24 protein-coding genes are annotated in these 22,912 nt (G+C 74.6%); 12 read left to right on the top strand and 12 right to left on the bottom strand.

Features of this window, described 5'->3' with window-relative positions:
* Positions 1-120: 120 nt before the first annotated feature.
* The 4 genes from CLV72_RS00200 to CLV72_RS00185 form a co-directional block, all read right to left on the bottom strand.
* Entirely contained in the window at positions 121-711 is a 591-nt protein-coding gene (locus CLV72_RS00200) for a DUF5941 domain-containing protein (RefSeq protein ID WP_106237179.1), read from the bottom strand.
* Positions 712-730: 19 nt separating this feature from the next.
* Complete coding sequence (locus CLV72_RS00195) at positions 731-2,416, bottom strand: CDP-alcohol phosphatidyltransferase family protein (RefSeq protein WP_106237175.1); 1,686 nt, start codon at positions 2,414-2,416, stop codon at positions 731-733.
* A 198-nt stretch (positions 2,417-2,614) separates the two neighbouring features.
* Positions 2,615-3,541, bottom strand: coding sequence for an ABC transporter ATP-binding protein (locus CLV72_RS00190; RefSeq protein WP_106237171.1), 927 nt, complete (start codon positions 3,539-3,541; stop codon positions 2,615-2,617).
* 4 nt (positions 3,542-3,545) lie between these two features.
* Entirely contained in the window at positions 3,546-4,421 is an 876-nt protein-coding gene (locus tag CLV72_RS00185; protein ID WP_245929777.1) for an ABC transporter permease, read from the bottom strand.
* A 426-nt stretch (positions 4,422-4,847) separates the two neighbouring features.
* On the opposite strand from CLV72_RS00185, the gene CLV72_RS00180 reads away from it, so the two are divergent.
* Entirely contained in the window at positions 4,848-5,588 is a 741-nt protein-coding gene (locus CLV72_RS00180) for an IspD/TarI family cytidylyltransferase (RefSeq protein ID WP_106237164.1), read from the top strand.
* A gap of 7 nt (positions 5,589-5,595) precedes the next feature.
* Here the strand turns inward: CLV72_RS00180 and CLV72_RS00175 are convergent, their stop codons facing one another.
* Complete coding sequence (locus tag CLV72_RS00175; protein WP_106237160.1) at positions 5,596-6,711, bottom strand: glycosyltransferase family 2 protein; 1,116 nt, start codon at positions 6,709-6,711, stop codon at positions 5,596-5,598.
* A gap of 240 nt (positions 6,712-6,951) precedes the next feature.
* Between CLV72_RS00175 and CLV72_RS00170 the strand changes: the two genes are divergently transcribed.
* The 3 genes from CLV72_RS00170 (at position 6,952) to CLV72_RS00160 (ending at position 10,912) form a co-directional block, all read left to right on the top strand.
* Positions 6,952-8,340 (top strand): LCP family protein, encoded by a 1,389-nt coding sequence (locus CLV72_RS00170; protein ID WP_245929776.1) that lies wholly within the window; start codon positions 6,952-6,954, stop codon positions 8,338-8,340.
* 72 nt (positions 8,341-8,412) lie between these two features.
* Positions 8,413-9,138 (top strand): hypothetical protein, encoded by a 726-nt coding sequence (locus CLV72_RS00165; RefSeq protein ID WP_106237155.1) that lies wholly within the window; start codon positions 8,413-8,415, stop codon positions 9,136-9,138.
* Between the two features lie 118 nt (positions 9,139-9,256).
* Positions 9,257-10,912, top strand: a complete 1,656-nt coding sequence (locus tag CLV72_RS00160; protein WP_106237152.1) for a hypothetical protein — start codon at positions 9,257-9,259, stop codon at positions 10,910-10,912.
* Between the two features lie 68 nt (positions 10,913-10,980).
* Here the strand turns inward: CLV72_RS00160 and CLV72_RS00155 are convergent, their stop codons facing one another.
* On the bottom strand, positions 10,981-12,147 hold the full coding sequence (locus CLV72_RS00155) for an acyl-CoA dehydrogenase family protein (RefSeq protein ID WP_106237149.1): 1,167 nt from the start codon (positions 12,145-12,147) through the stop codon (positions 10,981-10,983).
* Positions 12,148-12,401: 254 nt separating this feature from the next.
* Between CLV72_RS00155 and CLV72_RS00150 the strand changes: the two genes are divergently transcribed.
* Both CLV72_RS00150 and CLV72_RS00145 read left to right on the top strand, forming a co-directional pair.
* A complete protein-coding gene (locus tag CLV72_RS00150; protein ID WP_281262381.1) occupies positions 12,402-13,733 on the top strand; it encodes a UDP-glucose dehydrogenase family protein in 1,332 nt (443 codons plus the stop codon).
* Between the two features lie 49 nt (positions 13,734-13,782).
* Positions 13,783-14,190, top strand: a complete 408-nt coding sequence (locus tag CLV72_RS00145) for a CoA-binding protein (protein ID WP_106237141.1) — start codon at positions 13,783-13,785, stop codon at positions 14,188-14,190.
* Here the strand turns inward: CLV72_RS00145 and CLV72_RS00140 are convergent, their stop codons facing one another.
* Positions 14,191-14,778 carry a hypothetical protein gene (locus CLV72_RS00140; protein ID WP_106237138.1) on the bottom strand — a complete coding sequence of 196 codons (588 nt, stop codon included), beginning with the start codon at positions 14,776-14,778 and terminating at the stop codon, positions 14,191-14,193.
* Positions 14,779-14,943: 165 nt separating this feature from the next.
* Here CLV72_RS00140 and CLV72_RS00135 point away from each other — a divergent pair, with 165 nt between their 5' ends.
* On the top strand, positions 14,944-15,618 hold the full coding sequence (locus CLV72_RS00135; RefSeq protein ID WP_106237135.1) for a DUF2975 domain-containing protein: 675 nt from the start codon (positions 14,944-14,946) through the stop codon (positions 15,616-15,618).
* Positions 15,618-15,857 carry a helix-turn-helix domain-containing protein gene (locus tag CLV72_RS00130; RefSeq protein WP_106237132.1) on the top strand — a complete coding sequence of 80 codons (240 nt, stop codon included), beginning with the start codon at positions 15,618-15,620 and terminating at the stop codon, positions 15,855-15,857. Before CLV72_RS00135 ends, CLV72_RS00130 begins: the two co-directional genes overlap by 1 nt.
* Here CLV72_RS00130 and purE read toward each other — a convergent pair.
* Positions 15,832-16,359: a 5-(carboxyamino)imidazole ribonucleotide mutase gene (gene purE / locus CLV72_RS00125; protein ID WP_106237130.1), complete on the bottom strand. Its 528-nt coding sequence runs from the start codon at positions 16,357-16,359 to the stop codon at positions 15,832-15,834. The genes CLV72_RS00130 and purE overlap by 26 nt on opposite strands.
* Before the next feature lie 3 nt (positions 16,360-16,362).
* Positions 16,363-17,526, bottom strand: a complete 1,164-nt coding sequence (locus CLV72_RS00120; RefSeq protein ID WP_106237129.1) for a 5-(carboxyamino)imidazole ribonucleotide synthase — start codon at positions 17,524-17,526, stop codon at positions 16,363-16,365.
* Positions 17,527-17,759: 233 nt separating this feature from the next.
* On the opposite strand from CLV72_RS00120, the gene CLV72_RS00115 reads away from it, so the two are divergent.
* Positions 17,760-18,281, top strand: coding sequence for a GtrA family protein (locus CLV72_RS00115; RefSeq protein ID WP_106237125.1), 522 nt, complete (start codon positions 17,760-17,762; stop codon positions 18,279-18,281).
* Between the two features lie 9 nt (positions 18,282-18,290).
* Here CLV72_RS00115 and CLV72_RS00110 read toward each other — a convergent pair whose 3' ends face one another.
* Positions 18,291-19,574: an ATP-binding protein gene (locus CLV72_RS00110; RefSeq protein WP_106237123.1), complete on the bottom strand. Its 1,284-nt coding sequence runs from the start codon at positions 19,572-19,574 to the stop codon at positions 18,291-18,293.
* 70 nt (positions 19,575-19,644) lie between these two features.
* Complete coding sequence (locus tag CLV72_RS00105) at positions 19,645-20,313, bottom strand: response regulator transcription factor (RefSeq protein WP_106237119.1); 669 nt, start codon at positions 20,311-20,313, stop codon at positions 19,645-19,647.
* A 118-nt stretch (positions 20,314-20,431) separates the two neighbouring features.
* On the opposite strand from CLV72_RS00105, the gene CLV72_RS00100 reads away from it, so the two are divergent.
* The 3 genes from CLV72_RS00100 (at position 20,432) to bfr (ending at position 21,822) form a co-directional block, all read left to right on the top strand.
* Entirely contained in the window at positions 20,432-20,875 is a 444-nt protein-coding gene (locus CLV72_RS00100) for a hypothetical protein (RefSeq protein ID WP_106237117.1), read from the top strand.
* A 137-nt stretch (positions 20,876-21,012) separates the two neighbouring features.
* Entirely contained in the window at positions 21,013-21,201 is a 189-nt protein-coding gene (locus CLV72_RS00095) for a (2Fe-2S)-binding protein (protein WP_106237113.1), read from the top strand.
* Between the two features lie 123 nt (positions 21,202-21,324).
* Positions 21,325-21,822, top strand: a complete 498-nt coding sequence (gene bfr, locus CLV72_RS00090) for a bacterioferritin (protein WP_106237110.1) — start codon at positions 21,325-21,327, stop codon at positions 21,820-21,822.
* Positions 21,823-21,838: 16 nt separating this feature from the next.
* On the opposite strand, the gene CLV72_RS00085 is transcribed toward bfr, so the two are convergent.
* Entirely contained in the window at positions 21,839-22,888 is a 1,050-nt protein-coding gene (locus CLV72_RS00085) for a methyltransferase (RefSeq protein WP_106237107.1), read from the bottom strand.
* Positions 22,889-22,912: the final 24 nt, after the last annotated feature.

Genomic DNA, 22,912 nt, shown 5'->3' with positions numbered 1-22,912 from the left:
TCGGGCCGGCGCGCGGAAGCGGGCACGCTCGGCGCGGCGCTAGGGTCGCCGGTCGGGCCGTGGTGCCGGTGTCCGGCGGGGCTCCGCCCGCCTCAGGACGCCGGGCGGGCTCCGGCCGGCTCACTCCGTGCGCGGAGTCGCCAGCCAGCTCGTGGTCGCTTCCCAGACGAGCATGAACCAAAGGTAACCGGCCAGTGAACCGTACGCGAAGGGCAGCCAGCCCGCCAACCCGAGCACGGCGACCGTCAGCATCCGCCCGTCCCACCCCAGCGCGGCGGCGGCCGCCCACGGCGCCGGCCGCAGGCCGAGCCGGGCGCGCAGCACCACGTCGAGGTGGCGGGCGACCACCGCGGCCAGCAGCAGGAACACCACCGGCGGCGGTACCCCGCCGCCCAGGCCGAGCGCGAGCAGGTACAGGCACTCCGTGCCGCACAGCAGCGGCGGCACCAGCCAGTCGTGCCGCCCGTCGTGCGGATGGCGCGAGCCCACCCCGGCCAGCAGCAGCGCCGCGACCGGGGCCAGCAGCGAGCCGACGATCGACATGCCCGAGGGGTCCACCCAGCCGGTGACGGAGAGCACCCCGGTGACCAGCGCGCCGGCCAGGCAGGGCAGCAGCGGCGGCAGCTGGCCGGCGGTGAGCCGGCCGAGCCGGCCGCTGACGTAGCCGTCGTCGCGGAAGTCGCTGATCCCGAGCGCGGGTCCGGCCGTCACCAGGGTCGTCCTCCCGCCGTCATCCGGCGCGCCGCAGCCGCACCGCGAGGCCGGCCGAGGTCGCGAGCAGACTCCAGCAGAGCACAGTGACCAAGGTCACATACGGGTTCCAGACGGCGAGCGTGGCGGCGATCAGCAGCAGCCGCTCGGTGCGCGGCAGGGACAGCACCGCGAGCACCGCCCGCCCGGCCCGCACCACCGGCGTGCCGCCCGCGAGCGCCCACGAGGCCGGGGCCGGCGCCCGGGCGCGGCCCGGGTCGGCCATCCGGGCCGAATGGGCCGAGTAGGCGATCATCTCGGCCAGCCCGCGCACCACCAGGACGGCGGCCGCCAGCGACCAGGCCGTGGCCGCGGCCGGGCCGGCCAGGCCGCCCGCGCCCAGCGCCACACCGGCCAGTACGACCGCCTCCTTGGCCGCGTCCAGCAGCGGCTCCAGCCAGCGCATCAGCGCGTCGTCGCGGCCGGTGTAGCGGGCCAGCCGCCCGTCGGTGCAGTCGAGTACCGCGACGGCGCACAGCAGCGCGGCGCCCACCAGCAGCCCGGTGCGGTCGCCGACCGAGATCCAGGCGGCGGCCAGCCCGGCCGTCCACAGCGAGATCCAGCTCAGTTGGTGCGGGCTGAGCCGCCGGCGCGCCGCCGCGCGGGTCAGCGGGCGGGCGAGCCACGGCAGCAGGTACGCGGCGACGGGCGAGCCGTCGGGCGGCGCGGCGCGGTCCAGCCGGATCCGCGCGTCGTCGCAGGCGTCCAGCCGCTCCACCATCTCGCGGGCCGCGGCGGCGTCGGTGACCCGGGCGGTGGGCAGGCCCTGGACGTCGACGGCGGCGACGCGGCCCGCGCCGCCGACCAGGCCGGCCAGCAGCAGCGCGACGGCGTCGTCGGCGCGGGCGCCCCTGGCCTGGCCGGGGCGCAGCGGGGTGAGCGCGTCCTGGGGGCCGGGCCGGGAGGCGCCGAACGGGGTGCGCCGCAGCCGCTCGGCCAGCTCCTCGGCCGCGTCGGCCAGCGCCGCCAGCCCTTCGGCGGAGACGCGCAGCGCGCCGCGGAAGCTGCCGGTGGGGCGGTCCACCCGGTGGTAGCCGGAGCCCGCCTCGGTGATCGCGCCCGCCTCGCCGCGCACCGGCGCGCCGGGCACCGCCGGGCCGCGGTCGGTGAGCGCGGCGCACCGGGGCTCGGGCCCGGCCCCGGGCCGCACCAGCCGGTCCAGCGCGTCGGCGTGCGCGACCAGGTCGCCGTTGAGCACCACCACGGGCTCGGCCGCGGTGCGGGCCAGCCGGGCGACCACCCGCAGGTCGTCGGCGAGGTCGGCCGACTCCACCAGGTCGTGGCAGTAGGCGCGGAAGCGCTTGGCCTGCTCGGGCCGGACGATGACGAAGGTGTCGCGCACGTCGAGCGCTTCGAGTTGGCCGCAGAGCCGGCCGAGCAGGGTCAGTCCGGCGGCGGCGCGCGGCGGCGCGTCGGGGCGCGCCACCGGGACGCAGCCGCGGCCGATGGCGAGTGCGGCCGGCAGCGGCAGCGCGGCGGTGGGCTCGGCGGCGGGGGCGGGCGCCCGGCGGGCGGCCAGCGCCGCCGGGGCGGCCGACGGGCGCGCGGAAACCGGTGCGGCGGCGGCCGCGCGGGCGGCCACGTGTTCGGACGGAGGGGCGGGGCTCGGCGCCCCGGGCGCCGCGCCGCCCGAGGCGGTGGTCGCGATCACCAGCGCCAGAGTCATGGGCGCCTCCGAAAGAGCCCGGCCGGCGCGGGCCGGCCCGGGTGGCCGGTCGCACGGCGCGCAGGTATGCGGATCAACAGTCTGCACCAGCGGGCGGCCGATCGGGGCGATTACGCAGGCCGCGCCGTGCGGCGCGCCGCCGGGCGGCGCGGTGCGCCGCCGGGCGGCGCGGTGCGCGGCGCCGCCCGGGGGCGGGCCTCAGCCCGCGGTGCCCTGGGCCCGCTCCTTCTCCTTGGCGGCGTCATCCGCGGCGGCACCGTCCTTGGCGGCATCTTCCTTGGCGGCGGAGCCGGCCGGCTTCGCGCCGTTCCCGGCCGCGGCCCCCTTGGCCTCGCCGTCCTTCTTGGCCGGGGCGGTGCCCGCCGCCTTGGCCTTGGCCTTCTTGGTGTCGGAGTCGGAGTCGGCGTGGTAGGTCTCCAGCGCCTCCTTGAGGGTGCCGTCGACCTCCATCCGGCCCGCCTTGATGTACAGGCCCCGGTTGCAGAAGCGCTTGAGGTCGGAGTCGTTGTGCGACACCAGCACCATGGTGCGCCCGCCCGCCAGCATCTTCTCGATGGCGTCGTAGCACTTCTTCTTGAAGGCGCGGTCGCCCACCGCGAGCACCTCGTCCACCAGCATGATCGGGTGCTCCAGCTGCGAGATGAGCGCGAAGCCCAGCCGCACCCGCATACCGCTGGAGTAGTGCTTGACGGGGGTGTCGATGAAATCGCCGACCTCGGAGAACTCCACGATCTCGTCGAAGCGCTCGTCCAGCATGCGCTGGCTCATGCCGTGCAGCGAGCCGACCAGCCGGATGTTCTCCCGGCCGGTGAGGTCGTTGGAGAAGCCGGCCCGCAGCTCCAGCAGCGGCGCGACCCGGCCGTGCACCGCGACCGAGCCCTCGTCGGGCATCAGCACGCCCGCGATCACCTTGAGCAGAGTGGACTTGCCGGTGCCGTTGCGGCCGATGATGCCCACGCAGTCGCCGGGGGCGATGTCGAAGGAGAGGTCGCGCAGCGCCCAGAACTCGCCCTTGGGCTGGCGCCGGAAGCCGTGGATGAACAGCTCCCGGGTGGAGAGCTTGCGCCGGCGGTTGATGGCGAACTTCACGCCGATGTCGCGTGCCTGGATGATCGGCTCAGCCATCTGCTTACAGCTCCTTCAACACGGCCGGTTCGAGGCGGCGGAAGGTCCACCAGCCCAGGGCGAAGATCAGCAGGGTCCCGACGACCGTGCTCGCCAGGTACGGCCCCGGCGGCACCAGCATCGGGAACCACACGGCGTGGTGCAGCTCGATGATGCCCACGATCGGGTTCGCCTCGTAGACCACCTTGAACCACTCAGGGAAGCGGTCGGATTCCAGCAGCATGTGCGCGGGGTACAGCAGCGGGGTGGCGTAGAACAGCACCCGGCTGACGATCCGCATGATCCGCTGCACGTCGCGCAGCACCACGGTGATCGAGGAGAGCAGCAGTGCCACCCCCAGCAGGAAGACGAACTGGAGCACGACGGCGAGCGGGAGGTACAGCAGGTTCCACGTCCACTGCCCGCCGGAGCCGAGCGCGAACAGGGCGAGGATCGGCAGGGTGAGCAGGTACTCCACGCCCTTGGTGCAGACGGTGGCCAGCGGGAAGATCTCGCGCGGCACCTTCATCGTGGTGATCAGCTTCGCCTGCGACATCAGCGAGCGGGTGGAGTCGCTGAGCACGGTGCTGAACCACATCCACGGCAGGATGCCGGCGATCAGGTAGAGGATGTAGCCGCCCGGGGCGTCGACCCCCTCGGGCAGCGCCCGGGTGTTGAAGATCAGCCCGAAGACGAAGAAGTAGATGCCGGCCAGCGCCAGCGGCTCCAGCAGCGACCACGCGTAGCCGAGCAGCGACGACTGGTACTTCACCTTGAGGTCGCGTCCGACCAGCAGGTTCAGCACCTGGCGGCTCTGCCAGATGGCGATGGTCCTGGAGGCCCTGGACCCCGCCGCCTTCTTTGGTTGCGATGTCGCGTATGACGCCGTGATCTGGGGCACCGGGCCACTCCATGGGACGCGCTGTGAGCGGGTGGGGTTCGCGTTCATCGGATGCCGTCGCGCCGTGCCGGCGCGCCGCACCGGGCGCGGGACGGGTGCACGCGGCGCGAGTCCGGTGGCCGGGTCCTCGCGCGCCGATGTCCGTGAGCCCCTTACGTGAGCCCCCTAACTGTACCGGCGGACCCCGAGCGGCTAGCCCCGGTTCGTCAGTGAGTGGGGTTTTCGTTATCCGAAACCGCCCCTGTGCACGCCGCCGCCGGGCGCCTTGTTCGCATTGCGCGCGTTTTCCCGCGTCCGAGACGGTGCCGTGTTCGGCCGCGGCCCGGCGCCCTGAGCCGTTACGCTGCCGATACGCCGTCCGAACGCCTGCGGACGCGCCCGCCCGCGCGGCGCGTGCGGGCTGACGACGACGTGAAGGGGCGACGCGTGACCGAGAGCCGCCGCACGATCGCTGCCGTGCTGGCCGGGGGTGTCGGGGCCCGGATGGGCCACCACCGGCCCAAGCAGCTGCTCGAACTGGCCGGACGGCCGATCATCGAGCACAGCGTGGCAGCCTTCGACCAGGCCGAGGCCGTCGACGACGTGGTGGTGCTGATGGTCGGCGACCACCTCACCGAGGCGGAGCGGATCGCGGCCCGCTACACCAAGGTGCGCCGGGTGCTGGCCGGGGGCACCGACCGCACCCGCACCTCGTGGCTGGCGATCACCGCCGCCGCCGACGTCGCCAAGTCGGCCGGCATCCCGCCGGAGCGGGTGAACGTGCTGCTGCACGACGCCGTGCGGCCGCTGGTCGACACCGCCACCATCGACCGGTGCGTGGCGGCGCTGCGGCGGCACCGCGCCGTCGGGGTGGCGGTCCCCTCCACCGACACGGTCATCGAGGTGCGCGCCGACGACGACGGCGAGGTGATCACCCAGGTGCCCGACCGCTCCCGGCTGCGCCGGGTGCAGACCCCGCAGGGCTTCCACCTCACCACCGTGCAGCGGGCCTACCGGCTGGCGATGGCCGATCCCGGGCTGCTGGCTACCGACGACTGCGGTGTGGTGCTGCGCTACCTGCCCGAGGTCGGCGTGCACGTCGTGCCGGGCAGCGAGAGCAATCTCAAGATCACCACCCCGGGCGACCTGGCGGTCGCCGAGGCGCTGCTGCGCGGCCGGATCGGCTGAGGGCGCCTCAGGCGCTGGCCGCGTTGGCGCGGCCCGTGCCGGCCTGGTCGGTGCCGCCGCCCGCCGCGCCCCTGGCGATGCGGGAGTCGGCGCCCAGGCCGGGCGGGCTGGTCAGGAAGCCGGTGCCCCAGGACAGGTGCATGGTGACGACGGCCACCGGCAGCCACAGCCGGGCCGTGCCCTTCAGGCCCCGGCCGACGGCGGCCGAGGCGGCCAGTACCGCGAGCAGGTAGCCGGCGGGCGCCGCGAAGCCCAGCAGCGCCGGCCACCAGCCGGCCGCCAGCCCGGCCGCTCCGGCCAGCGTGCCGGCCAGCAGCGCGAGGACCAGCAGCGGCGGCGCCAGGTAGCGCGGGTTGATGGTGCCCTTGTGCTGGCGGGCCACCACCCGCCGCCAGCGGCCGTAGTGGAAGTACTGGCGGGCCAGCGCCCGCACGGTGGGCCGCGGCCGGTAGGTGACGCGCATCTTCGGCTGGAACCACACGGTGCCGCCGCCGGCCCGGATGCGGTGGTTCATCTCCCAGTCCTGGGCGCGCAGGAAGGCCTCGTCGTAGCCGCCGACGCGTTCGAGCGCGGCCCGGCGGAAGACCCCCAGGTAGACGGTGTCGACGGCGCCGGGCTCGCCGCCGGTGTGGAAGCGGGCGCTGCCGACCCCGACCGGCGAGGTCATCGCCCGGGCCACCGCCTGCTGGAAGGGGGTGACGCCCTCGGCCGCCATGATCCCGCCGACGTTGTCGGCGCCGGTCTCGCGCAGGGTGCGCACGGCCACCCGCAGGTAGTCGGCGGGCATCAGCGCGTGGCCGTCGACGCGGGCCACCACGGGGTGGGAGGAGGCGCCGATGGCGGCGTTCAGCGCGGCGGGGGTGCGGCCCGAGGGGTTGGGCACCACCCGCACCCGGGGGTCGTCCGCCGCCAGTTCGGCCGCGAGCCGCTCGGTGCGGTCGCGCGAGGGGCCGACCGCCAGCACGATTTCCAGCTCGCCGGGGTAGTCCTGCGCCAGCACGCGGCCGACCGCGGCGGCGAGGTGGGCCTCCTCGTTGAGCACCGGCATGATCACCGAGACCGGCGGCCACTGCCGCGTCCGGTCGTGCGAACCGGCGCCGGGGTCCTGACCGTCCACAGCCATCCGTCCCGTCTCTCTCGCGCGTGGCGGCGTCCGAGGGCCGCGCGCCACGCGCGGGCCGCCCGCCATGACGGGGCCGCGCGGGGGCGCCGCGCTACCCTACGGACAGCTCAGGACAAGTGACGCAGGGCTCCGCGGGGGGTGACCACACAGATGAGCGAACCCCGCTCCGGCGCCGCCCCGAACCGGTCCCGTGGCGGTTCACGCTGGATCGTACCGGCTCGGCAGGCGTACCGGCGGCGAATGCTGCTGACGACCGCCGCCGTGATGTCGGCGCTGGTGCTGCTGGCCTCGGGCGGTGCCTGGGCCTTCACCGGCTGGGCGTCGGGGCGGCTGGACCGCATCGACCCCTTCGGCGCGCTGGGCGACCGCCCTGAGGACGGCCCGCGCGGCGCGCTGACCTTCCTGCTGGTGGGCGCCGACGACCGCTCCGGGCTGACCCGCGAGGAGCTGGACCGGCTCAACCTCGGCCGCGACGAGGGCGGCGCGCGCACCGACACGATGATGCTGGTGCACCTCAACCGCGAGCGCGACGCGATCAGCGTGGTGGCGCTGCCGCGCGACTCGTGGGTCACCATCCCCGGACACGGCCCCGCCAAGATCAACGCCGCCTACTCCTTCGGCGGCCCGCAGCTGGCGGTGCAGACCGTCGAGCGGGCCACCGGCGTGCGCATCGACCACTACGCGGAGGTGAACTTCCTCGGCTTCCTGCGGGTCGTGGACGCGCTCGGCGGGGTGCGGATCTGCCTGCCCGAGCCGATCTCCGACCCCAGGTCCGGCCTCCAGCTGCCGGCCGGCACCCATGTGGTCGACGGCGCGGGCGCGCTGGCCTACGTGCGCACCCGCAGCACCGCGGGCGGCGACCTCGACCGCATCGACCGGCAGCAGCGCTTCATCTCCGCGCTGCTGGAGGCGGCCACCGACACCCGCACCCTGAGCGACCCGGCCCGCTTCACCGCCTTCAGCGAGACCGTCCTGCAGACCGTGACGGTGGACGATGGCCTGACCGGCGGCGCCCTGCTCGAACTGGGCAACCAGCTGCGCTCGGTCTCCATGGACGACGTCACCTTCACCACCGTCCCGGCCGCCCAGACCGACTTCACCGCCCCTACCGGCGAGTCGGCGGTGCTGTGGGACACCGAGGCGGCCCGCGAGCTGTTCGGGCGGATCTCCAGGGACGAGCCGCTGGCCGAGCCCTCGCCGCCGGCCGCCGCCCAGGCGGGCGGCGCGGCCGAGGAGCCGGCGCAGGCGGCGCCCGAGCTGATCGTGCCGCCCGCGGACATCACCGTCCAGGTGCGCAACGGGGCCGGCATCCAGGGGCTGGGCGCCCGCGCCGACGAGGAGCTGCGCGCGGCCGGGTTCAACGTGCCGGTGCCGGCCGACAACTGGGTGGGCGGCACCGTCGAGCAGACCGTGGTGCGCCACGCCGCGCACCGGGCCGACTCCGCGCGCACGGTGGCGGCCGCGCTGCCCGGCTCGCGGCTGGAGCGGGCCGGCGAGCTGGGCGACGGCGTCGAGGTGGTACTCGGCCCCGACTACCAGGGGGTCCGGGCGGTCGAGGCGGCGGCGCCGGATTCGGCCGGTTCGGGAGGTATCCAAGCCGCCACGGCCACAGATAACGTCTGTGCCTAGGTAGGCCGCCGCCCGGCGCGGCGGCCGGCCCGACCAGCCGCGGCCCACCGGTTCCACCGCTAGGAGAACGCCATGCCCCCAGCGCTGCGCCACCTGCTCGGGTTCCTGGTGGGGGTGGTCATCACCCCGGTGCTGTGGGTGCTGCTGGCGGCCGGCTACGGCCTGAGCTACCAGGCCTTCACCAGGCTCGCCTACGACGGCACGCTGGTCGGCGCGATCGTTTTGCTGCTGGTGTTCGGGGCGATGACCGCGCTGGTGGCCGGCTCCCGGCTGTCGCCCGTGGCCGCGCTGGTCTCCGGAACGGCATTCATGGCTCTAATCGGCTACCAGTTCGTCGCCCGCGACTACTTCTTCCCGGCCTCGCTGATCGACTTCGACCGGTTGCCGGTCCCGCTGGCCGTCATCGAGACGGGGGCGGGCAGCATCATCATGTTCGCGCCGGCGGTCGGCGGGATCCTCCTCGTCAGCGCCCTGTTCCCCAGCCGCTGGCGGTCCTCGGCCGCCCCGGCCCTTCCCCGCGGCTACGCCGGATACACCGACCGCGACGGCACGCCCCCGCCGTACCCGGGCACCGCGCCCGCCGCCGCGCCCTACGGCGAGGCCGAGGGCGAGCCGGGCGGCTACCGGCGCGCCGAGCGCGGCGGCCCGGGCACCGGCCCGCAGCCCGCCTTCGACCCCGGCGACGCCGAGCACTGGTCGGCCAGCCGGGCGATGCCCCGCCCGGTCGGCGCCGACGGTGAGGCCGACGCCGAGTCCGGCAGCACCCTGAAGTTCCGCCGCGACGACGAGCGCCCGTAGCCGGACGGGCGCGCCCGCCCGGCGGGGCCGCCACGAACGGCTACCGCGCGGATACCGGATCCACTACGTTTGATCACTCGGACAATTCGGTCACTGCGGCAAGGCGGTGGTAGTCGGTATGGCTCGACATCTGATCGGTGCGCTGGTCGGGCCGGTCGCGGCTCCGCTCATCTACGTGATCGCGGAGACGCCCGTCGCCCGGGTCATCGGCGGCGAGTCGACCGGGATGGCCGTCATCGCCGTGCAGTGGGCGCTCGTCGGCGTCATCGCCGGGCTGCTGGCGGGCAGCAGGATCTCGCCGCTGGCGGCCCTGCTGTGCGGGATCCCGCTGCTGGTCGTCGGGGCCGGCTGGCTGGTGGCCACCGGCTCCTTCCAGTTCCTGCTCGCCTACAACGACCTGGTCGTCAGCCTGCTCCCGGGCGCCGTCGCCGCCACCCCGAACGCCCTCGGCCACGTCGTGCTCGGCGCGGCGCTGATCGCCTCGGCCCTGCCGCCGAACCGCTGGCGCTCGGCGCCCAGCACCGTGCCGCAGGCCCCGGCCGAGTGGCAGCCGGGACCGCACACCGGCCCCCACACGGGCGGCCACCCCGGTTTCGCCCCATCGGGTCCGCAGGCCGCCGCGGCGGGCCCAGGCGGGCAGCGCCCCGTCGAGCAGGCCGCCTCCGGCCCGCAGTCGCCGGTCGCCACGGGCGTGCTGCCCGACCCCTGGGAGGGCGCGCCCCGGCAGGGCGCCCGCGACGACGCCGCGGACTTCGACCCCTGGCAGCGCGGCGCCGCCGCCCTCGACCCCCCGCCCGAGCCGCTGCCCTACCGGCCGCAGCGCTACGAAGCGCCCGAGCCGCCGGCCGCCGCGCCCGGCGCCGCCCCGGCCGGGCAGCGGTCCGAGTACGACGTGAGCCCGGAGTCCGCGCCGCCCGCCGGACACCGGTCCGAATACGACCTCACCCCCGAGCGGCCGCCGGCCCGGCACCGGTCCGAATACGACCTCGGCCCCGAGCCGCAGCCGGCCGGCGCCGCGCCCGGCGCGGAGCCGGGCGCCCCGGCGCCGGCCGCCTGGGACGACTCCACCCCCGCGTCGGGCACCGGCGCCTGGTCGGGCGCTCCGGCGGGCGGCGAGGAAGGCTGGTCCGGCGCCGCGGCCGCGCCGCCCGAGTCCCCGCGGCCCCCCGCTCCGCAGCCCTCCGGCCAGGGTGCCGAGGCCCCGGTCGGCGGCGAGCCCACCCCCGCCGCCCCGGCCGCCGCCCGCACCGAGGCGGCTCCCGGCACCGGCGGCGAGCCCGGCTGGGCGGCCGATCCGGCGCCGCGCACCGAGCCCACGCCGCCGTCCGGGCAGCGGCCGGGCACCGACCCCTGGAGCGAGCCGGGCGGCTCCCCCGCGCCGTCGTGGAACACCCCCGCGCCCGACACCGGCTCCTGGGTCCGCCCGCCCGGCGCGGGCCCGCTCCCCGGCCCGGCCGCGGGCCAGGCCGAGCGCCCGGCGGGCGCCTCCGGCGAGCAGCCGTCGTGGCGGCCCTTCCAGCCGTACGGCGAGTCCACCCCGCCGCCCCGGCCGCGCGGCCCCCGCGCCGCCGAGCGGCCCGCCACCGCCTACCCGCCCGACGACACCCCGCCGCCCACCACCGACAGCCCGCTCCAGGTGGGCCGGCCCGAGTGGGCGGAGGCCGACGACTCCGGCTGGGCCCCGGTCACCGAGCCCGCCGACGAGCCCGACGCCCCGGCCGAGCCGGAGCGCAAGCCCACCACCCGCCCCGACCTGCGCCGCCGCGAGCCCTAGCCGCGCGCCGCACGCCCGAGGGCTCCGCCGCAGGACCGGCGGAGCCCTCTTCATCCGGATCCCGGTGGCTACTTCAGCAGCTGCCGGGCCATGACCACCCGCTGGATCTGGTTGGTGCCCTCGTAGATCTGGGTGATCTTGGCGTCGCGCATCATCCGCTCCAGCGGGAAGTCGCGGGTGTAGCCGTAGCCGCCGAGCAGCTGCACGGCGTCGGTGGTGACCTCCATCGCGGTGTCGGAGGCGAAGCACTTGGCCGCCGAGGACATGAAGGTCAGCTCGGGGTCGGCGGCGCCGTTCATGGCCCGCTCGGAGCGCGCGGCGGCGGCGTAGGTGAGCTGGCGGGCGGCGGCCAGCTTCATGGCCATGTCGGCCAGCATGAACTGGAGCCCCTGGAAGTCGGCGATGGGCCGGCCGAACTGCTTGCGCTCCTTGACGTAGCCGGTGGCGTGGTCGAGGGCGCCCTGGGCGATGCCGAGGGCCTGCGCCGCGATGGTGACCCGGGTGTGGTCCAGGGTCGCCAGCGCGGTCTTGAAGCCGGTGCCCTCCGCGCCGATCATCCGGTCGGCCGGGATGCGGCAGTCGTCGAAGTAGAGCTCGCGGGTGGGCGAGCCCTTGATGCCGAGCTTCTTCTCCAGCGCGCCCACGGAGAAGCCCTCGTCGCCCTCCTCCACCACGAAGGCGGAGATGCCCCGCGCGCCCTGGTCGGGGTCGGTGACCGCCATCACCGTGTAGAAGCGGGAGACCCCCGCGTTGGTGATCCAGCGCTTGACGCCGTTGAGCACGTAGTGGTCGCCGTCGCGCACCGCGCGGGTGCGCATGGCGGCGGCGTCGCTGCCCGCCTCGGGCTCCGACAGGCCGTAGCTGAACATGCCCTCGCCGGCCGCGACGGGGGTGAGGTACTTCGCCTTCAGCTCCTCGGAGCCGCTGAGCAGCAGCGGCACCGTGCCGAGCTTGTTGACGGCGGGGATCAGCGAGGACGAGGCGCAGGCCCGCGCCACCTCCTCGATGACGATGACGGTGGCGAGCGCGTCGGCGCCGGCGCCGCCGTAGCTCTCGGGGATGTGCGGGGCGTGCAGGTCGGACTGGACCAGCGCCTGGTGGACGTCCCAGGGGAACTCGCCGGTCTCGTCGATCTCGCCGGCCCTGGGCGCGATCTTGTCGTCGGCGAGGGCGCGGACGGTCTCGCGGAGCAGGTCGTGCTCTTCGGTGGTGCGGAAGGCGGAGTCGAGCGTCATGTCACGATCGTAAGCTACCGACGGGTAGCCGCGTCGGCCGGCGCCCGGCCGACGGACACGGCGCGTCGCCGGATCGTGATCTTCCGTTGGGGCCGTGGTCACCTGCGGCCGCTACAGTCTCGCCCCTGTCCCGGTGTCCTGGCCCCTGCGGGTAGATGGCATGGTTGAGGGCAGTTCATCCGACATACTCCACACCGACCACTGAAGAGCCGCCCACGCGCCGAGCGGTGTCGTTCAGGGAAGGGGATACCTCCTTGGCAGCTCAGCACAAGCTTCGGCTCTCCGTCATCGGTACGGGCTACCTCGGGGCGACCCACGCCGCCTGCATGGCGGACCTCGGGTTCGAGGTGCTGGCCCTTGACGTTGACGCAGCGAAGATCGAACGCCTCGCAGCCGGCAATCTGCCCTTCTACGAGCCCGGCCTGGAGGAGGTGCTGCGCCGGGGGCTGGCCAGCGGGCGGCTCCGGTTCACCACCGACTTCGCCGAGATCGCGGAGTTCGCCGACGTCCACTTCCTGTGCGTCGGCACGCCGCAGCGCGACGACTCCGGGGCCGCCGACCTGCGCTACGTGCACAGCGCCGTCGACGCGCTCGCCCCGCTGCTGACCCGTCCGTCGCTCATCGTCGGCAAGTCCACGGTGCCCGTCGGCACGGCGGCCGCGCTGGCCGAGCGGATCGCGGCCGCGGCTCCGGCCGGCGCCGAGGCCGAACTGGCCTGGAACCCGGAGTTCCTGCGCGAGGGCTTCGCGGTGCAGGACACCCTGCACCCCGACCGGATCGTGATCGGCGTGCGCGACGGCCGCGCCGAGGCGCTGCTGCGCGAGGTGTACGCCACCCAGATCGCCGACGAGACCCCGTTCGTGGTGGCCGACTTCCAGACGGCCGAACTGGTCAAGGTCTCCGCGAACGCCTTCCTCGCCACCAAGATCTCCTTCATCAACGCCATGGCGGAGGTCTGCGAGGCCACCGGCTCCGACGTGACCAAGCTCTCGCTGGCGCTGTCCTACGACGACCGCATCGGCGGCAAGTTCCTCGGCCCCGGCCTGGGCTTCGGCGGCGGCTGCCTGCCCAAGGACATCCGCGCCTTCATGGCCCGCGCCGACGAGCTGGGCGTCGAGCCGGCGCTGTCCTTCCTGCGCGAGGTCGACGCGATCAACCAGCGGCGCCGTGCGCGCATGGTCGACCTGGCCAGGGAGCTGGTCGGCGGCTCCTTCGAGGGGGCCGTGGTGGGTGTGCTGGGCGCGGCCTTCAAGCCGAACTCCGACGACATCCGCGACTCTCCCGCGCTCGACGTGGCCGCCAAGATCCGCGGCCAGGGCGCCCGGGTCACCGTGTACGACCCCGCGGCGCTGGAGAACGCCCGCCGGGCGCACCCGGACCTGGACTACGCCGACACGATGCTGGCCGCCGCGTCCGACGCCAGCGTGGTGCTGCTGCTCACCGAGTGGCAGGAGTTCCGGGAGGCCGACCCGAACGTGCTGGCCAAGGTCGTGGCCACCCGCGCGATGGTCGACGGCCGCAACGCGCTCGACCCGGAGCGCTGGCGCGAGGCCGGCTGGACCTACCGCGCGCTGGGCCGGCCCTGAGCCGCGCCCGCGCCGGAACACCCGCCGCCGGGGCCGTGTTGATCACGGCATGACCGACACCGACGCCGCCGTCCGGCGGGTGCTGCAGGATTCCACCACGTGGGCCGTGGTCGGGCTCGGAGCCAATCCGGCCCGCCCGGCCCACGGTGTCGCCCGCTTCCTCCAGAGCATCGGCAAGCGCATCGTGCCGGTGCACCCCACCGCCGCCACCGTGCACGGCGAGCGCGGCTACGCCTCGCTGGCGGAGATCCCCTTCCCCGTCGACGTGGTCGACGTGTTCCGCCGCTCCGAGCAGGCCGGCGAGGCCGCCGACGAGGCCGTGGCCATCGGCGCGCGGGCGGTGTGGTTCCAGCTCGGCGTCATCGACGAGGCGGCGGCCGGCCGCGTCCGCGCCGCCGGCCTCGAAATGATCATGGACCGCTGCCCGGCCATCGAATACCCGAGGCTGCGGGGCTAGTCACAGACTCCAGGCGTCCGGCGTGGTCACGACGATGTAGCCCTCGTCGGACTGGCAGCCGGCGATGCGGCCGGCCACGCCGGTGATGGGCTGGGTGACGGCGCCGCACAGCCAGCCGTCGACCTCGGTGATCCCGCTGTCGCCCTGCGCCGCGTCCGGCGGCTCGTGGTAGTAGGATTCCACCACCAGCAGCGCCTCTTCGCAGCCGACCTCGCCGCTGTCGATCCAGACCTTGAACTGCTCGTAGTCGGCCGGGTTCAGCACCTCGCCGGTGTTGGACGGCGCCTGCGAGGCGCCGCCGCCCGCGCCGGCGCCGGGGTTGTCGACCAGGCCGCAGGAGCCGTCGGCCTCCAGCGCCTGCACGGCGGACTCACCGCCGCCGGACTCCTCGGACGCCTCCCCGGACGGCTCGTCCGAGGGCTCCGCACTCGCCGACACCTCGGGCGAGGCCGTCGGCACGGTGGGCGCGGCCGAGGGCGCCCCCTCGCCGGCCGCACCGCCGGCCCCGCACCCGGCCGCGGCCGCCAGCGCCGCCGCCGCGAGCCCGGCCGCCCAGACGCGCCGGGACCCCTTGCCGCTGCTTGCCACGGGCACTCCTTCGATCGGGCCCGCGCTCGGGGGCCGGCCGGGAACTGGACAGGAACCTACCAGCGGCCGCCGCCGGACCGGCCCGGAGGCGCGGCTTCGGCGTTGACATATCGATTATCGATATTTACGATTCTCGATAATATCGACAGTCGATAAGGAGGCGTCATGGTCGACGACGAACCGGAGCCGGGTCCGGTCCCCGCGAAGTGGCTCGGCCTGTTCCAGGTGGTCGTGGTGCTCGGCCTCATCGCCGCCGTGCCGCTCACCGCGCTCGCCGCGGTGCAGGCCATCGCGGTGGCGGCCAATGCCGGGCCGCCCGTGATCGAGATGCCGGTACCGGTCGCCGCCGAGGCGGCCGCGCGGGCGGTCCCCGACGGATACGCCCAGGCGGCCGTCTCGGCCGCCGACGGACCCACCGGGGTGACCGGCGGTTCGGTCGCGGTCCGGCCGGAGTCGTCCGCGCAGCCGGGACTGGCCGCGGTCACCGCACTGGTGACCCTGCCCGGCCTCGCGGTCGCGCTGGTCGTCCTGGTGCTGCTCTACCGGCTGGTGAACCGGGTCGGCTCGGACCGCGACCTGTTCTCCGCCGCCACCGTGCACGGGCTGCGCCGCTGCGGCGGCCTGGCCCTGGGCGGCGCCATCGGGCAGCTCGCCCTCACCCTGGTCTGCTACACCGCGCTGTGGCCGCTGGTCGCCCCGGCCGGCAGCCATCCGGGCGGTACCCTGCCGGACGCCACCGGCGCGGCCGCCGCGCTGGTGGTCGGTTTCGCGCTGCTGGCCGTCGCCGAGGTGGTGCGGCGCGGCGCCCGGATGCGCGCGGAACTGGAGGGGATCGTCTGATGTCGCCGGCGGAGCCCGACTCCGGTCACCGGATCGAAGTGCACCTCGACGAGGTCCTGGCCGCGCGGGGCATGACCCTGACGGAGCTTTCGCACCGGGTGCGCGTCACCGTGGTGAACCTGTCCCTGCTGAAGAACGGGCACGTCAAGGCGATCCGCTTCTCCACCCTGGTGAAGCTGTGCGAGGTCCTGGAGTGCCAGCCGGGCGACCTGCTCAGCTACCGGGGACCGGGGGGCTGACCTCGGCGCGCAGGCGCTCGCCCTTGGCGTGGGCCTGGCGGCGCAGCTCGTGCTGGAACTCGGTCATCCGGGCGCGGAGGGCGTCGTCGGCGGCGGCGAGGATGCGGACGGCGAGCAGGCCGGCGTTGCGGGCGTTGCCGACGGCGACGGTGGCCACCGGGACGCCGGCGGGCATCTGCACGATGGACAGCAGGGAGTCCAGGCCGTCCAGGTTCTTCAGCGGCACCGGCACGCCGATGACGGGGAGCGGAGTGACGGCGGCGAGCATACCGGGCAGGTGGGCGGCTCCGCCGGCGCCGGCGATGACGACCCGCAGGCCGCGTTCGGCGGCGCGCTCGCCGTAGGCGATCATCTCGTGCGGCATCCGGTGTGCGGAGACGACGTCGGCCTCGAAGGGGACGTCGAACTCGGCCAGCGCCTCGGTGGCGGCGCGCATCACCGGCCAGTCGGAGTCGCTGCCCATCACCACGCCGACCAGCGGCGGCACATCAGGCCCTGCCATGGCTCAGCCCTTCAGGTAGCGGTCGGCGTTGAGGTAGTCGACGGCGTGGCGGGCGCGTTCGAGCAGGTCGGCGAGGTCGTCGCCGAGCACGGTGACATGCCCGATCTTGCGGCCGGGCCGCACCTCCTTGCCGTAGAAGTGCACCTTGGCGCCGGGGTCGCGGGCCATCACGTGGGTGTAGCGGCTGTAGACGTCGGCGTCGCGGCCGCCGAGCAGGTTCGCCATCACGGTGTAGGGGGCCAGCGGGGCGGTCGAGCCGAGGGGCAGGTCGAGCACGGCGCGCAGGTGCTGCTCGAACTGGGAGGTGCGGGCGCCGTCGATGGTCCAGTGCGCGGAGTTGTGCGGGCGCATGGCCAGCTCGTTGACGACGATGCCGCCGCGGGTCTCGAACAGCTCCACGGTGAGCAGGCCGGTGACGTCCAGCTCGTCGGCGAGCCGCAGCGCGAGCCGCTGCGCGGCCAGGGCGGTCTCCTCGGCCAGCCCGGGCGCCGGGGCGATGACCTCGCGGCAGATCCCCTCGCGCTGCACCGTCTCCACCACCGGGTAGGCGGCGGCCTGGCCGTAGGGGGAGCGGGCGACGACGGCGGCCAGCTCTCGGGTGAAGTCGACCCGCTCCTCGGCCAGCAGCTCGGTGCCGGCCGCCTGGATCTCGGTGACCAGCCGCTTGGCGTCGTCGCGGGTCTCGCAGACCCACACGCCCCGGCCGTCGTAGCCGCCGCGGGCCGCCTTCAGCACCACCGGCCAGCCGGTCTGCTCGGCCAGCGCGTCGACGTCGGCCGGGGTGGCGACGGCGCGCCAGCGCGGCACGGGCGCGGCCAGCTCGGCGAGGCGGCGGCGCATGGCCGACTTGTCCTGGGCGAACAGCAGGGCGTGCCCGCCGGGCCGCACCGCGGCCCCGGCCTGCTCCAGGGCGGCCAGGTGCTCGGTGGGGACGTGCTCGTGGTCGAAGGTGACCACGTCGACGGTGCGGCCGAAGGCCAGCAGGTCGGGCAGGGAGCGGTGGTCGCCCAGCGCGACGCCGGGGACGACGGCGTCAGCGCTCTGCGCGCCGTCGGGCGACATGACCCGCAGCCGCACCCCCAGGGCGATCGCCGCCTGCTGGGTCATCCTGGCCAGCTGGCCGGCGCCCACCATCCCGACCACGGGCATTCCCGCATGCTCACTCACGGCAGGAAGCCTAGCCGCAGGCCCGGCCCTGATCACTCCGCCGGGCTTCGCCAACTGCGGTCGAACTCTCGGCCAACAGGGCCCCATGTTCCATCGGAGCTCCCGGACGGGACCGGCCGGGTTGTGAGATATTCGGCGCTATCGCACACCCGAGCCGGTCAGCCCCGCCTGGCAGACTGAGGGAACGGGCATGCCCACCCGGCGTCAGCCGGCGGAAAGGACCCACCGGAGCAGTGAGACCTCTGCTGAGCCTGTATCGCAGGTTCGCCCATCTCATCCACGAACTGGGCAAGTTCGGCGTGGTCGGCGGAATCGCGTTCGTCGTCCAGACGCTGCTGGTGAACGCGCTGGTGCTCTCGGGCACCGGGCCGTACGCGAGCCAGACCATCGCCATCGTGGTCGCCACCTGCGTCACCTTCGTCGGGCACCGCTTCTGGACCTTCCGGCACCGCGAGCGCTCCGGGCTGGCCCGCGAGTACGCGCTGTTCTTCGTGTTCAACGTGGTCGGCTACCTCATCACGATGGCCTGCCTGTGGCTGTCGAGCGATGTGGCCGGGCTGACCAGCGTGGTCGCGTCGAACATCGCCAATATCGCCGGCACCGCGCTGGGCACCCTCTTCCGCTACTGGTCCTACAAGCGCTTCGTCTTCCTGGCCCCGGCCGCGGGCCGGGGCGAGACGGCGGGCGCCAGGACCGGCCCGCGGCAGGGCGCCGCGGCGGGGCCGGAGGCCGACGCCGAGGCCGAGGCGGCCTGAGCCGGCCGCTCAGGTCGGGCCGGTCAGCCCGGGGTCCTCTCCGTCCCCGGTCGCCCCGGCGCCCTGGCGCCGCAGGAAGACCGCGAACACCGCGGGGCGCCGCCGCAGCAGCTCCACCCGCCCGCCGTCGGCCTCGGCCGTGCGCCGGGCCAGCGCCAGGCCCAGCCCGGTGCCGCCGTGCCCGCTGACGTGCCGCTCGAAGATGCGCCCGGCCAGCTCCTCGGAGACCCCCTCGCCCTCGTCGCTGAACTCGATGACCACCGAGCCGTCGGTGGACGAGGTCTGCACCGTGACGGTGCCGTCGCCGTGCCGGAAGCCGTTGTCGGCGAAGGTGGTGAGGATCTGGGACAGGCCGTCCTCGCTGGTCACCGCGACCAGGCCCTCCTCGCCGACCAGCCGCAGCTCCCGGCCGGCCCGGCGGTAGACCGGCTCCCAGTCCGACAGGATCTGTTCCAGCACCGGGTCGATCGCGACGGGGGCCGCGGCCTGCTCCTGGGCGCGGCGCGCCCGGCCGAGCAGGTGCTCGACCACGGCGGCCAGCCGCTCGCTCTGCGCCAGCGCCGCCTCGGCCTCCTCGCGCACCACCTCGTTGTCACCGGCCTCGGCGATGATCTCCTCCAGCCGCATCGACAGGGCGGTGAGCGGGGTGCGCAGCTGGTGGGAGGCGTCGGTGGCGAAGTCGCGCTCGGCCGCGATCAGGCTGGACAGCCGTTCGGCGCTGCGGTCCAGGCCCTGGGCGACCTGGTCGAGTTCGACCACGCCGTAGCGGTGGCCGACCGGCTCCGCCGCGCCCGAGCCGAGCCGCTCGGCCGTGATCGCCAGGTCCATCAGCGGCAGGGTGAGCCGGCGCGCCATCAGCACGGCCAGGCCCACCGCGACGCCGACGGCCAGCAGGGCGAGGGAGAGCACCAGCAGCAGCGAGCTGGCGACCTCCTCGCGGATCTCCTCCGAGCTGCGGCTCACGGTCACCTCCGTGCCGCCCTCGGTCATCGCCTGCTCCGAGAGCATCCCGTCCTCGGCGGGCATGCCCGCGGTCACGGGCGGCGCGTCGTGCGGGGGCTGGATGGTGATGGAGCGGTCCGGGTAGGCGCGGGTGAGCCGGTTGGTGTCGATCGGCGCCGCGGAGATGGTGCGGGTGTCCAGGTCGGCGGCGATCGCGGTCGCCTCCTGTTCGAGCTGCTGCTCGTTCTCCTCGTAGATCAGCCGCGGGATGACGAAGGCCAGCGGGATGCCCAGCAGCAGTACCGCGATGCTGGTGACCGCGAGGGTGGACAGCAGCAGGCGCCTGCGCATTCGTCCTCCTCAGGGGCCGCCGGCGGCCGCGGTCCGGCCGCCGGAGGGTCCGGCGGCCGGTACCGGGCGGTCAGTCGCGCTCGAAGCGGAAGCCGACCCCCCGCACGGTGGTGATGTAGCGCGGCTTGTTGGCGTCGTCCCCCAGTTTCCGCCGCAGCCAGGAGATGTGCATGTCGAGCGTCTTGGTCGAGCCCCACCAGTTGGTGTCCCACACCTCGCGCATGATCTGCTCGCGGGAGACCACTTTTCCGGCGTCGCGCACCAGGATGCGCAGCAGGTCGAACTCCTTGGTGGTCAGGTGCAGCTCCTTGTCGCCGATCCAGGCGCGGCGCGAGTCGGCGTCGATGCGCACACCCTGCACGACCGGGGTGTCGGAACCGCCCCGCCGCAGCAGGGCCCGCACCCGGGCCAGCAGTTCGGCCAGCCGGAAGGGCTTGGTGACGTAGTCGTCGGCGCCGGCGTCGAGTCCGACGACGGTGTCGACCTCGTCGACGCGGGCGGTCAGGATGAGTACGGGCGTGCCGTGGCCCTCGGCCCTGAGTCTCCGGCACACCTCTAGTCCGTCGATCTCGGGCAGGCCGATATCGAGGACGAGGAGGTCGACGTCTCCGAGCAACGCACGTTCCAGGGTGCGCTGCCCGTCGACGCAGACGTCCACGGAATACCCCTCGCGGCGCAGAGCGCGGGCGAGCGGCTCGGAGATGGAAACGTCGTCCTCGGCGAGCAACACGCAGGTCATGATGCTGATCGTAAGTCGATGTCCAAGGTTTCCCCGGCGATGCGCGCCGTTTGACCAAGGGTTGACCGCGAAGCCGCCACTCTCGATAGGGACATCCCGCACGTTTCGGAGGTTCCGCGTGCCCGCCCCTTCGCCGTCCGTCGCCCGAGCCGTCGCCGCGGTGCTGCTGGCGCAGATCCTGGTGCTGGCCGCGCTGACGGCCGGCGCCGGCTTCAGTGCCGCGCCCTACCTGGGCGTGGTGCGGCTGTGCGGAATCGTCTTCTGCGGGCTGGCGATGGTCTACCTGATGGCGTCGGAGACCGCGGGGGCGTGGTGGAGCGCGATCGTGGTGGCCGGCTCCTCGCCCCTTTTCGCTCTGCTGGTCGTCACCTTCGAGCTGCCGGTGCCGGGAGCGGCGGTGCCCCTGTGGGTGCGGGCCGCCACGTCGTGCGCGTCGGTGCTCGGCACTCTGGTGGTGCTGATCGGGGTGTGGGCGCTGGTGACCCGCGGCCGCTCCGACGCCGACCGGCCGCGGGGGCGCTACCTCGGCGCGGAGCGCGGCCAGTTCCGATCACCGCCCTGAGGCGGCGCCGACGGGCGCTCCGCGGGTCGCGGAGCGACACCGGTCACACCCGCTGAGCTGGGCGGATCGAGCATTGCGCCCGGAATGTCCATCAGATAACTTAGGGGAGCCTTGCCTAAAGAAAGGGCACTCCCCCCATGTACGCCTGCGTCTGCCACGCCGTCACCGAGGACGAGGTGCGCGAGCACATCGCCTCCGGCGCGTGCTCGACCCGCGAGGTCCGCCGCGCCTGCGGCATGCGCGCGGGCTGCGGGTCGTGCATCCGGCGCATCTCCTCGCTGGTCCGCGAGGGCGAGCCCGCGCCGGCGCCCGCCCTCGGCGGCTGAGCCGCGCCCCCGCCCGGCCGGGCGCAGTGATTCGGCCGGGGCGCTGTGATTGGATGCGGGCATCCGGGCAGCACTCCGTGTTCGCGCTGCCACTGTCCGCGACCGCCTCGACCGGGGGACGAGATGCAAGGCGACTCCGACGTCATCAGCCTGCTCAACGAGCAGCTCACCGCCGAACTCACCGCCATCAACCAGTACTTCCTGCACGCCAAGATGCAGCAGAACTGGGGACTCACCCGGATCGCCAAGCACACCCGGGAGGAGTCCTTCGAGGAGATGCAGCACGCCGAACGGCTCACCGACCGCATCCTCTTCCTGGAGGGCCTGCCGAACTACCAGCGGCTGGGCACCCTGCGGATCGGGCAGACCATCGGCGAGCAGCTGCGCTCCGACATGGTCATCGAGGAGGAGGCCATCGTCCGGCTGCGCGGCGGCATCGAGCTGATGCGCTCGCGCGGCGACGTGACCTCGGCCCGCATCTTCGAGGAGATCCTGGCCGACGAGGAGGAGCACATCGACTACCTGCAGACCGAGCTGGAACTCCTCGAACGCCTCGGCGAACAGCTCTACCTGGCCCGGCTCACCGAGGCGCCCGGCGAGGACATGCCCGACCCGACCTAGCCCGCGCCCGGCGCGCTCAGGCCGGCACCGCCTCGATCACGCAGAAGCCCGACTCCGGCGGCAGCGCCACCACCCGGTCCACCGCGAGGCCCGCGCGGGTGCACAGCGCCTCGAAGTCGGCGCGGGTGCGCTCCAAGCCGCCCACGTTCACCAGCATGTTCAGATCGCTCAGGTAGAGGGTCGGCGAGATGTCGGGGCGCACGGTGTCCGGCAGCACCGGCTCTACGATCAGCACCCGCCCGCCCTCGGCCAGGCCCCGGCCGCAGTGGCCGAGGATGCTCGCGGCGCGCTCGTCGTCCCAGTCGTGCACGATGCTCTTGAGCAGGTAGGCGTCGGCGCCGGCCGGCACCCCGGCGAAGAAGTCGCCGACGGCCACCGCGGCGCGGTCGGCCACCCCGGCCCGCTCCAGGGTGGCGGCGGCCTGCGCGCCGCCCTCGGCCGTGTCGAAGACCGTGCCGCGCAGGGCGGGCACCGCGCGCAGCACGGCGGCGAGCAGGGTGCCGTCCCCGCCGCCGACGTCGGTGACGGTGCCGAAGCGGCCGAAGTCCACGTGCTCGGGCAGCAGGGCGGCCGTGCGCCGGCTGCCCTGGCTCATCGCCGCGTTGAACAGGGCCGACAGCTCGGCATCGCCCTTGAGGTGGTCGAAGAAGTCGGTGCCGAACACCTCGTCGAAGGCGGTCCGGCCGGTGCGCACGCTGTACTCCAGCCGCTCCCAGGCCCGCACCATCGTGCTGTCGGTGAACATCCGGACGAAGGAGTGGATGGAGTCGGGCCGGTCGGTGCGGAGCACGGCGCCCGCCGGGGCGAGCACGAAGCGGCCCGGCGCGGTCTCGGTCAGCAGCTCCAGCGCCGCCATGGCCCGCAGCAGCCGGTTCAGGTTCGCCTCGGGAAGGTCGAGTTCGGCGGCCAGCTCCGCGGCGGTCCGCTCGGCATCGCCGATGGAGTCGGGCAGCCCCAGCTCGGTCGCCAGCCCCACCACCCGGGCGCCCATCGCGCCGAAGGCGAGCCGCAGCACCAGGCCGCGGCCCCGCGCCTCCCCCACCTGCCCTTCGTCCCCCCAGGACATCCGGCCACCTCCACATGCGCGACG

Origin of the sequence: Allonocardiopsis opalescens (assembly GCF_003002095.1) — a bacterium.
GTDB lineage: Bacteria > Actinomycetota > Actinomycetes > Streptosporangiales > Streptosporangiaceae > Allonocardiopsis > Allonocardiopsis opalescens.
Note: the sequence above shows the minus strand (reverse complement) of the source record. Positions and strands in the feature narration are given on the sequence as shown.

Coding starts and splice junctions, on each gene's coding strand:
- CLV72_RS00135 (WP_106237135.1), top strand. CDS start 14,944: ATGGTCGACGACGAACCGGAGCCGGGTCCGGTCCCCGCGAAGTGGCTC.
- CLV72_RS00160 (WP_106237152.1), top strand. CDS start 9,257: ATGGCTCGACATCTGATCGGTGCGCTGGTCGGGCCGGTCGCGGCTCCG.
- bfr (WP_106237110.1), top strand. CDS start 21,325: ATGCAAGGCGACTCCGACGTCATCAGCCTGCTCAACGAGCAGCTCACC.
- CLV72_RS00145 (WP_106237141.1), top strand. CDS start 13,783: ATGACCGACACCGACGCCGCCGTCCGGCGGGTGCTGCAGGATTCCACC.
- CLV72_RS00085 (WP_106237107.1), bottom strand. CDS start 22,888: ATGTCCTGGGGGGACGAAGGGCAGGTGGGGGAGGCGCGGGGCCGCGGC.
- CLV72_RS00130 (WP_106237132.1), top strand. CDS start 15,618: ATGTCGCCGGCGGAGCCCGACTCCGGTCACCGGATCGAAGTGCACCTC.
- CLV72_RS00195 (WP_106237175.1), bottom strand. CDS start 2,416: ATGACTCTGGCGCTGGTGATCGCGACCACCGCCTCGGGCGGCGCGGCG.
- CLV72_RS00105 (WP_106237119.1), bottom strand. CDS start 20,313: ATGACCTGCGTGTTGCTCGCCGAGGACGACGTTTCCATCTCCGAGCCG.
- CLV72_RS00155 (WP_106237149.1), bottom strand. CDS start 12,147: ATGACGCTCGACTCCGCCTTCCGCACCACCGAAGAGCACGACCTGCTC.
- CLV72_RS00110 (WP_106237123.1), bottom strand. CDS start 19,574: ATGCGCAGGCGCCTGCTGCTGTCCACCCTCGCGGTCACCAGCATCGCG.
- CLV72_RS00175 (WP_106237160.1), bottom strand. CDS start 6,711: ATGGCTGTGGACGGTCAGGACCCCGGCGCCGGTTCGCACGACCGGACG.
- CLV72_RS00190 (WP_106237171.1), bottom strand. CDS start 3,541: ATGGCTGAGCCGATCATCCAGGCACGCGACATCGGCGTGAAGTTCGCC.
- purE (WP_106237130.1), bottom strand. CDS start 16,359: ATGGCAGGGCCTGATGTGCCGCCGCTGGTCGGCGTGGTGATGGGCAGC.
- CLV72_RS00165 (WP_106237155.1), top strand. CDS start 8,413: ATGCCCCCAGCGCTGCGCCACCTGCTCGGGTTCCTGGTGGGGGTGGTC.
- CLV72_RS00095 (WP_106237113.1), top strand. CDS start 21,013: ATGTACGCCTGCGTCTGCCACGCCGTCACCGAGGACGAGGTGCGCGAG.
- CLV72_RS00170 (WP_245929776.1), top strand. CDS start 6,952: ATGCTGCTGACGACCGCCGCCGTGATGTCGGCGCTGGTGCTGCTGGCC.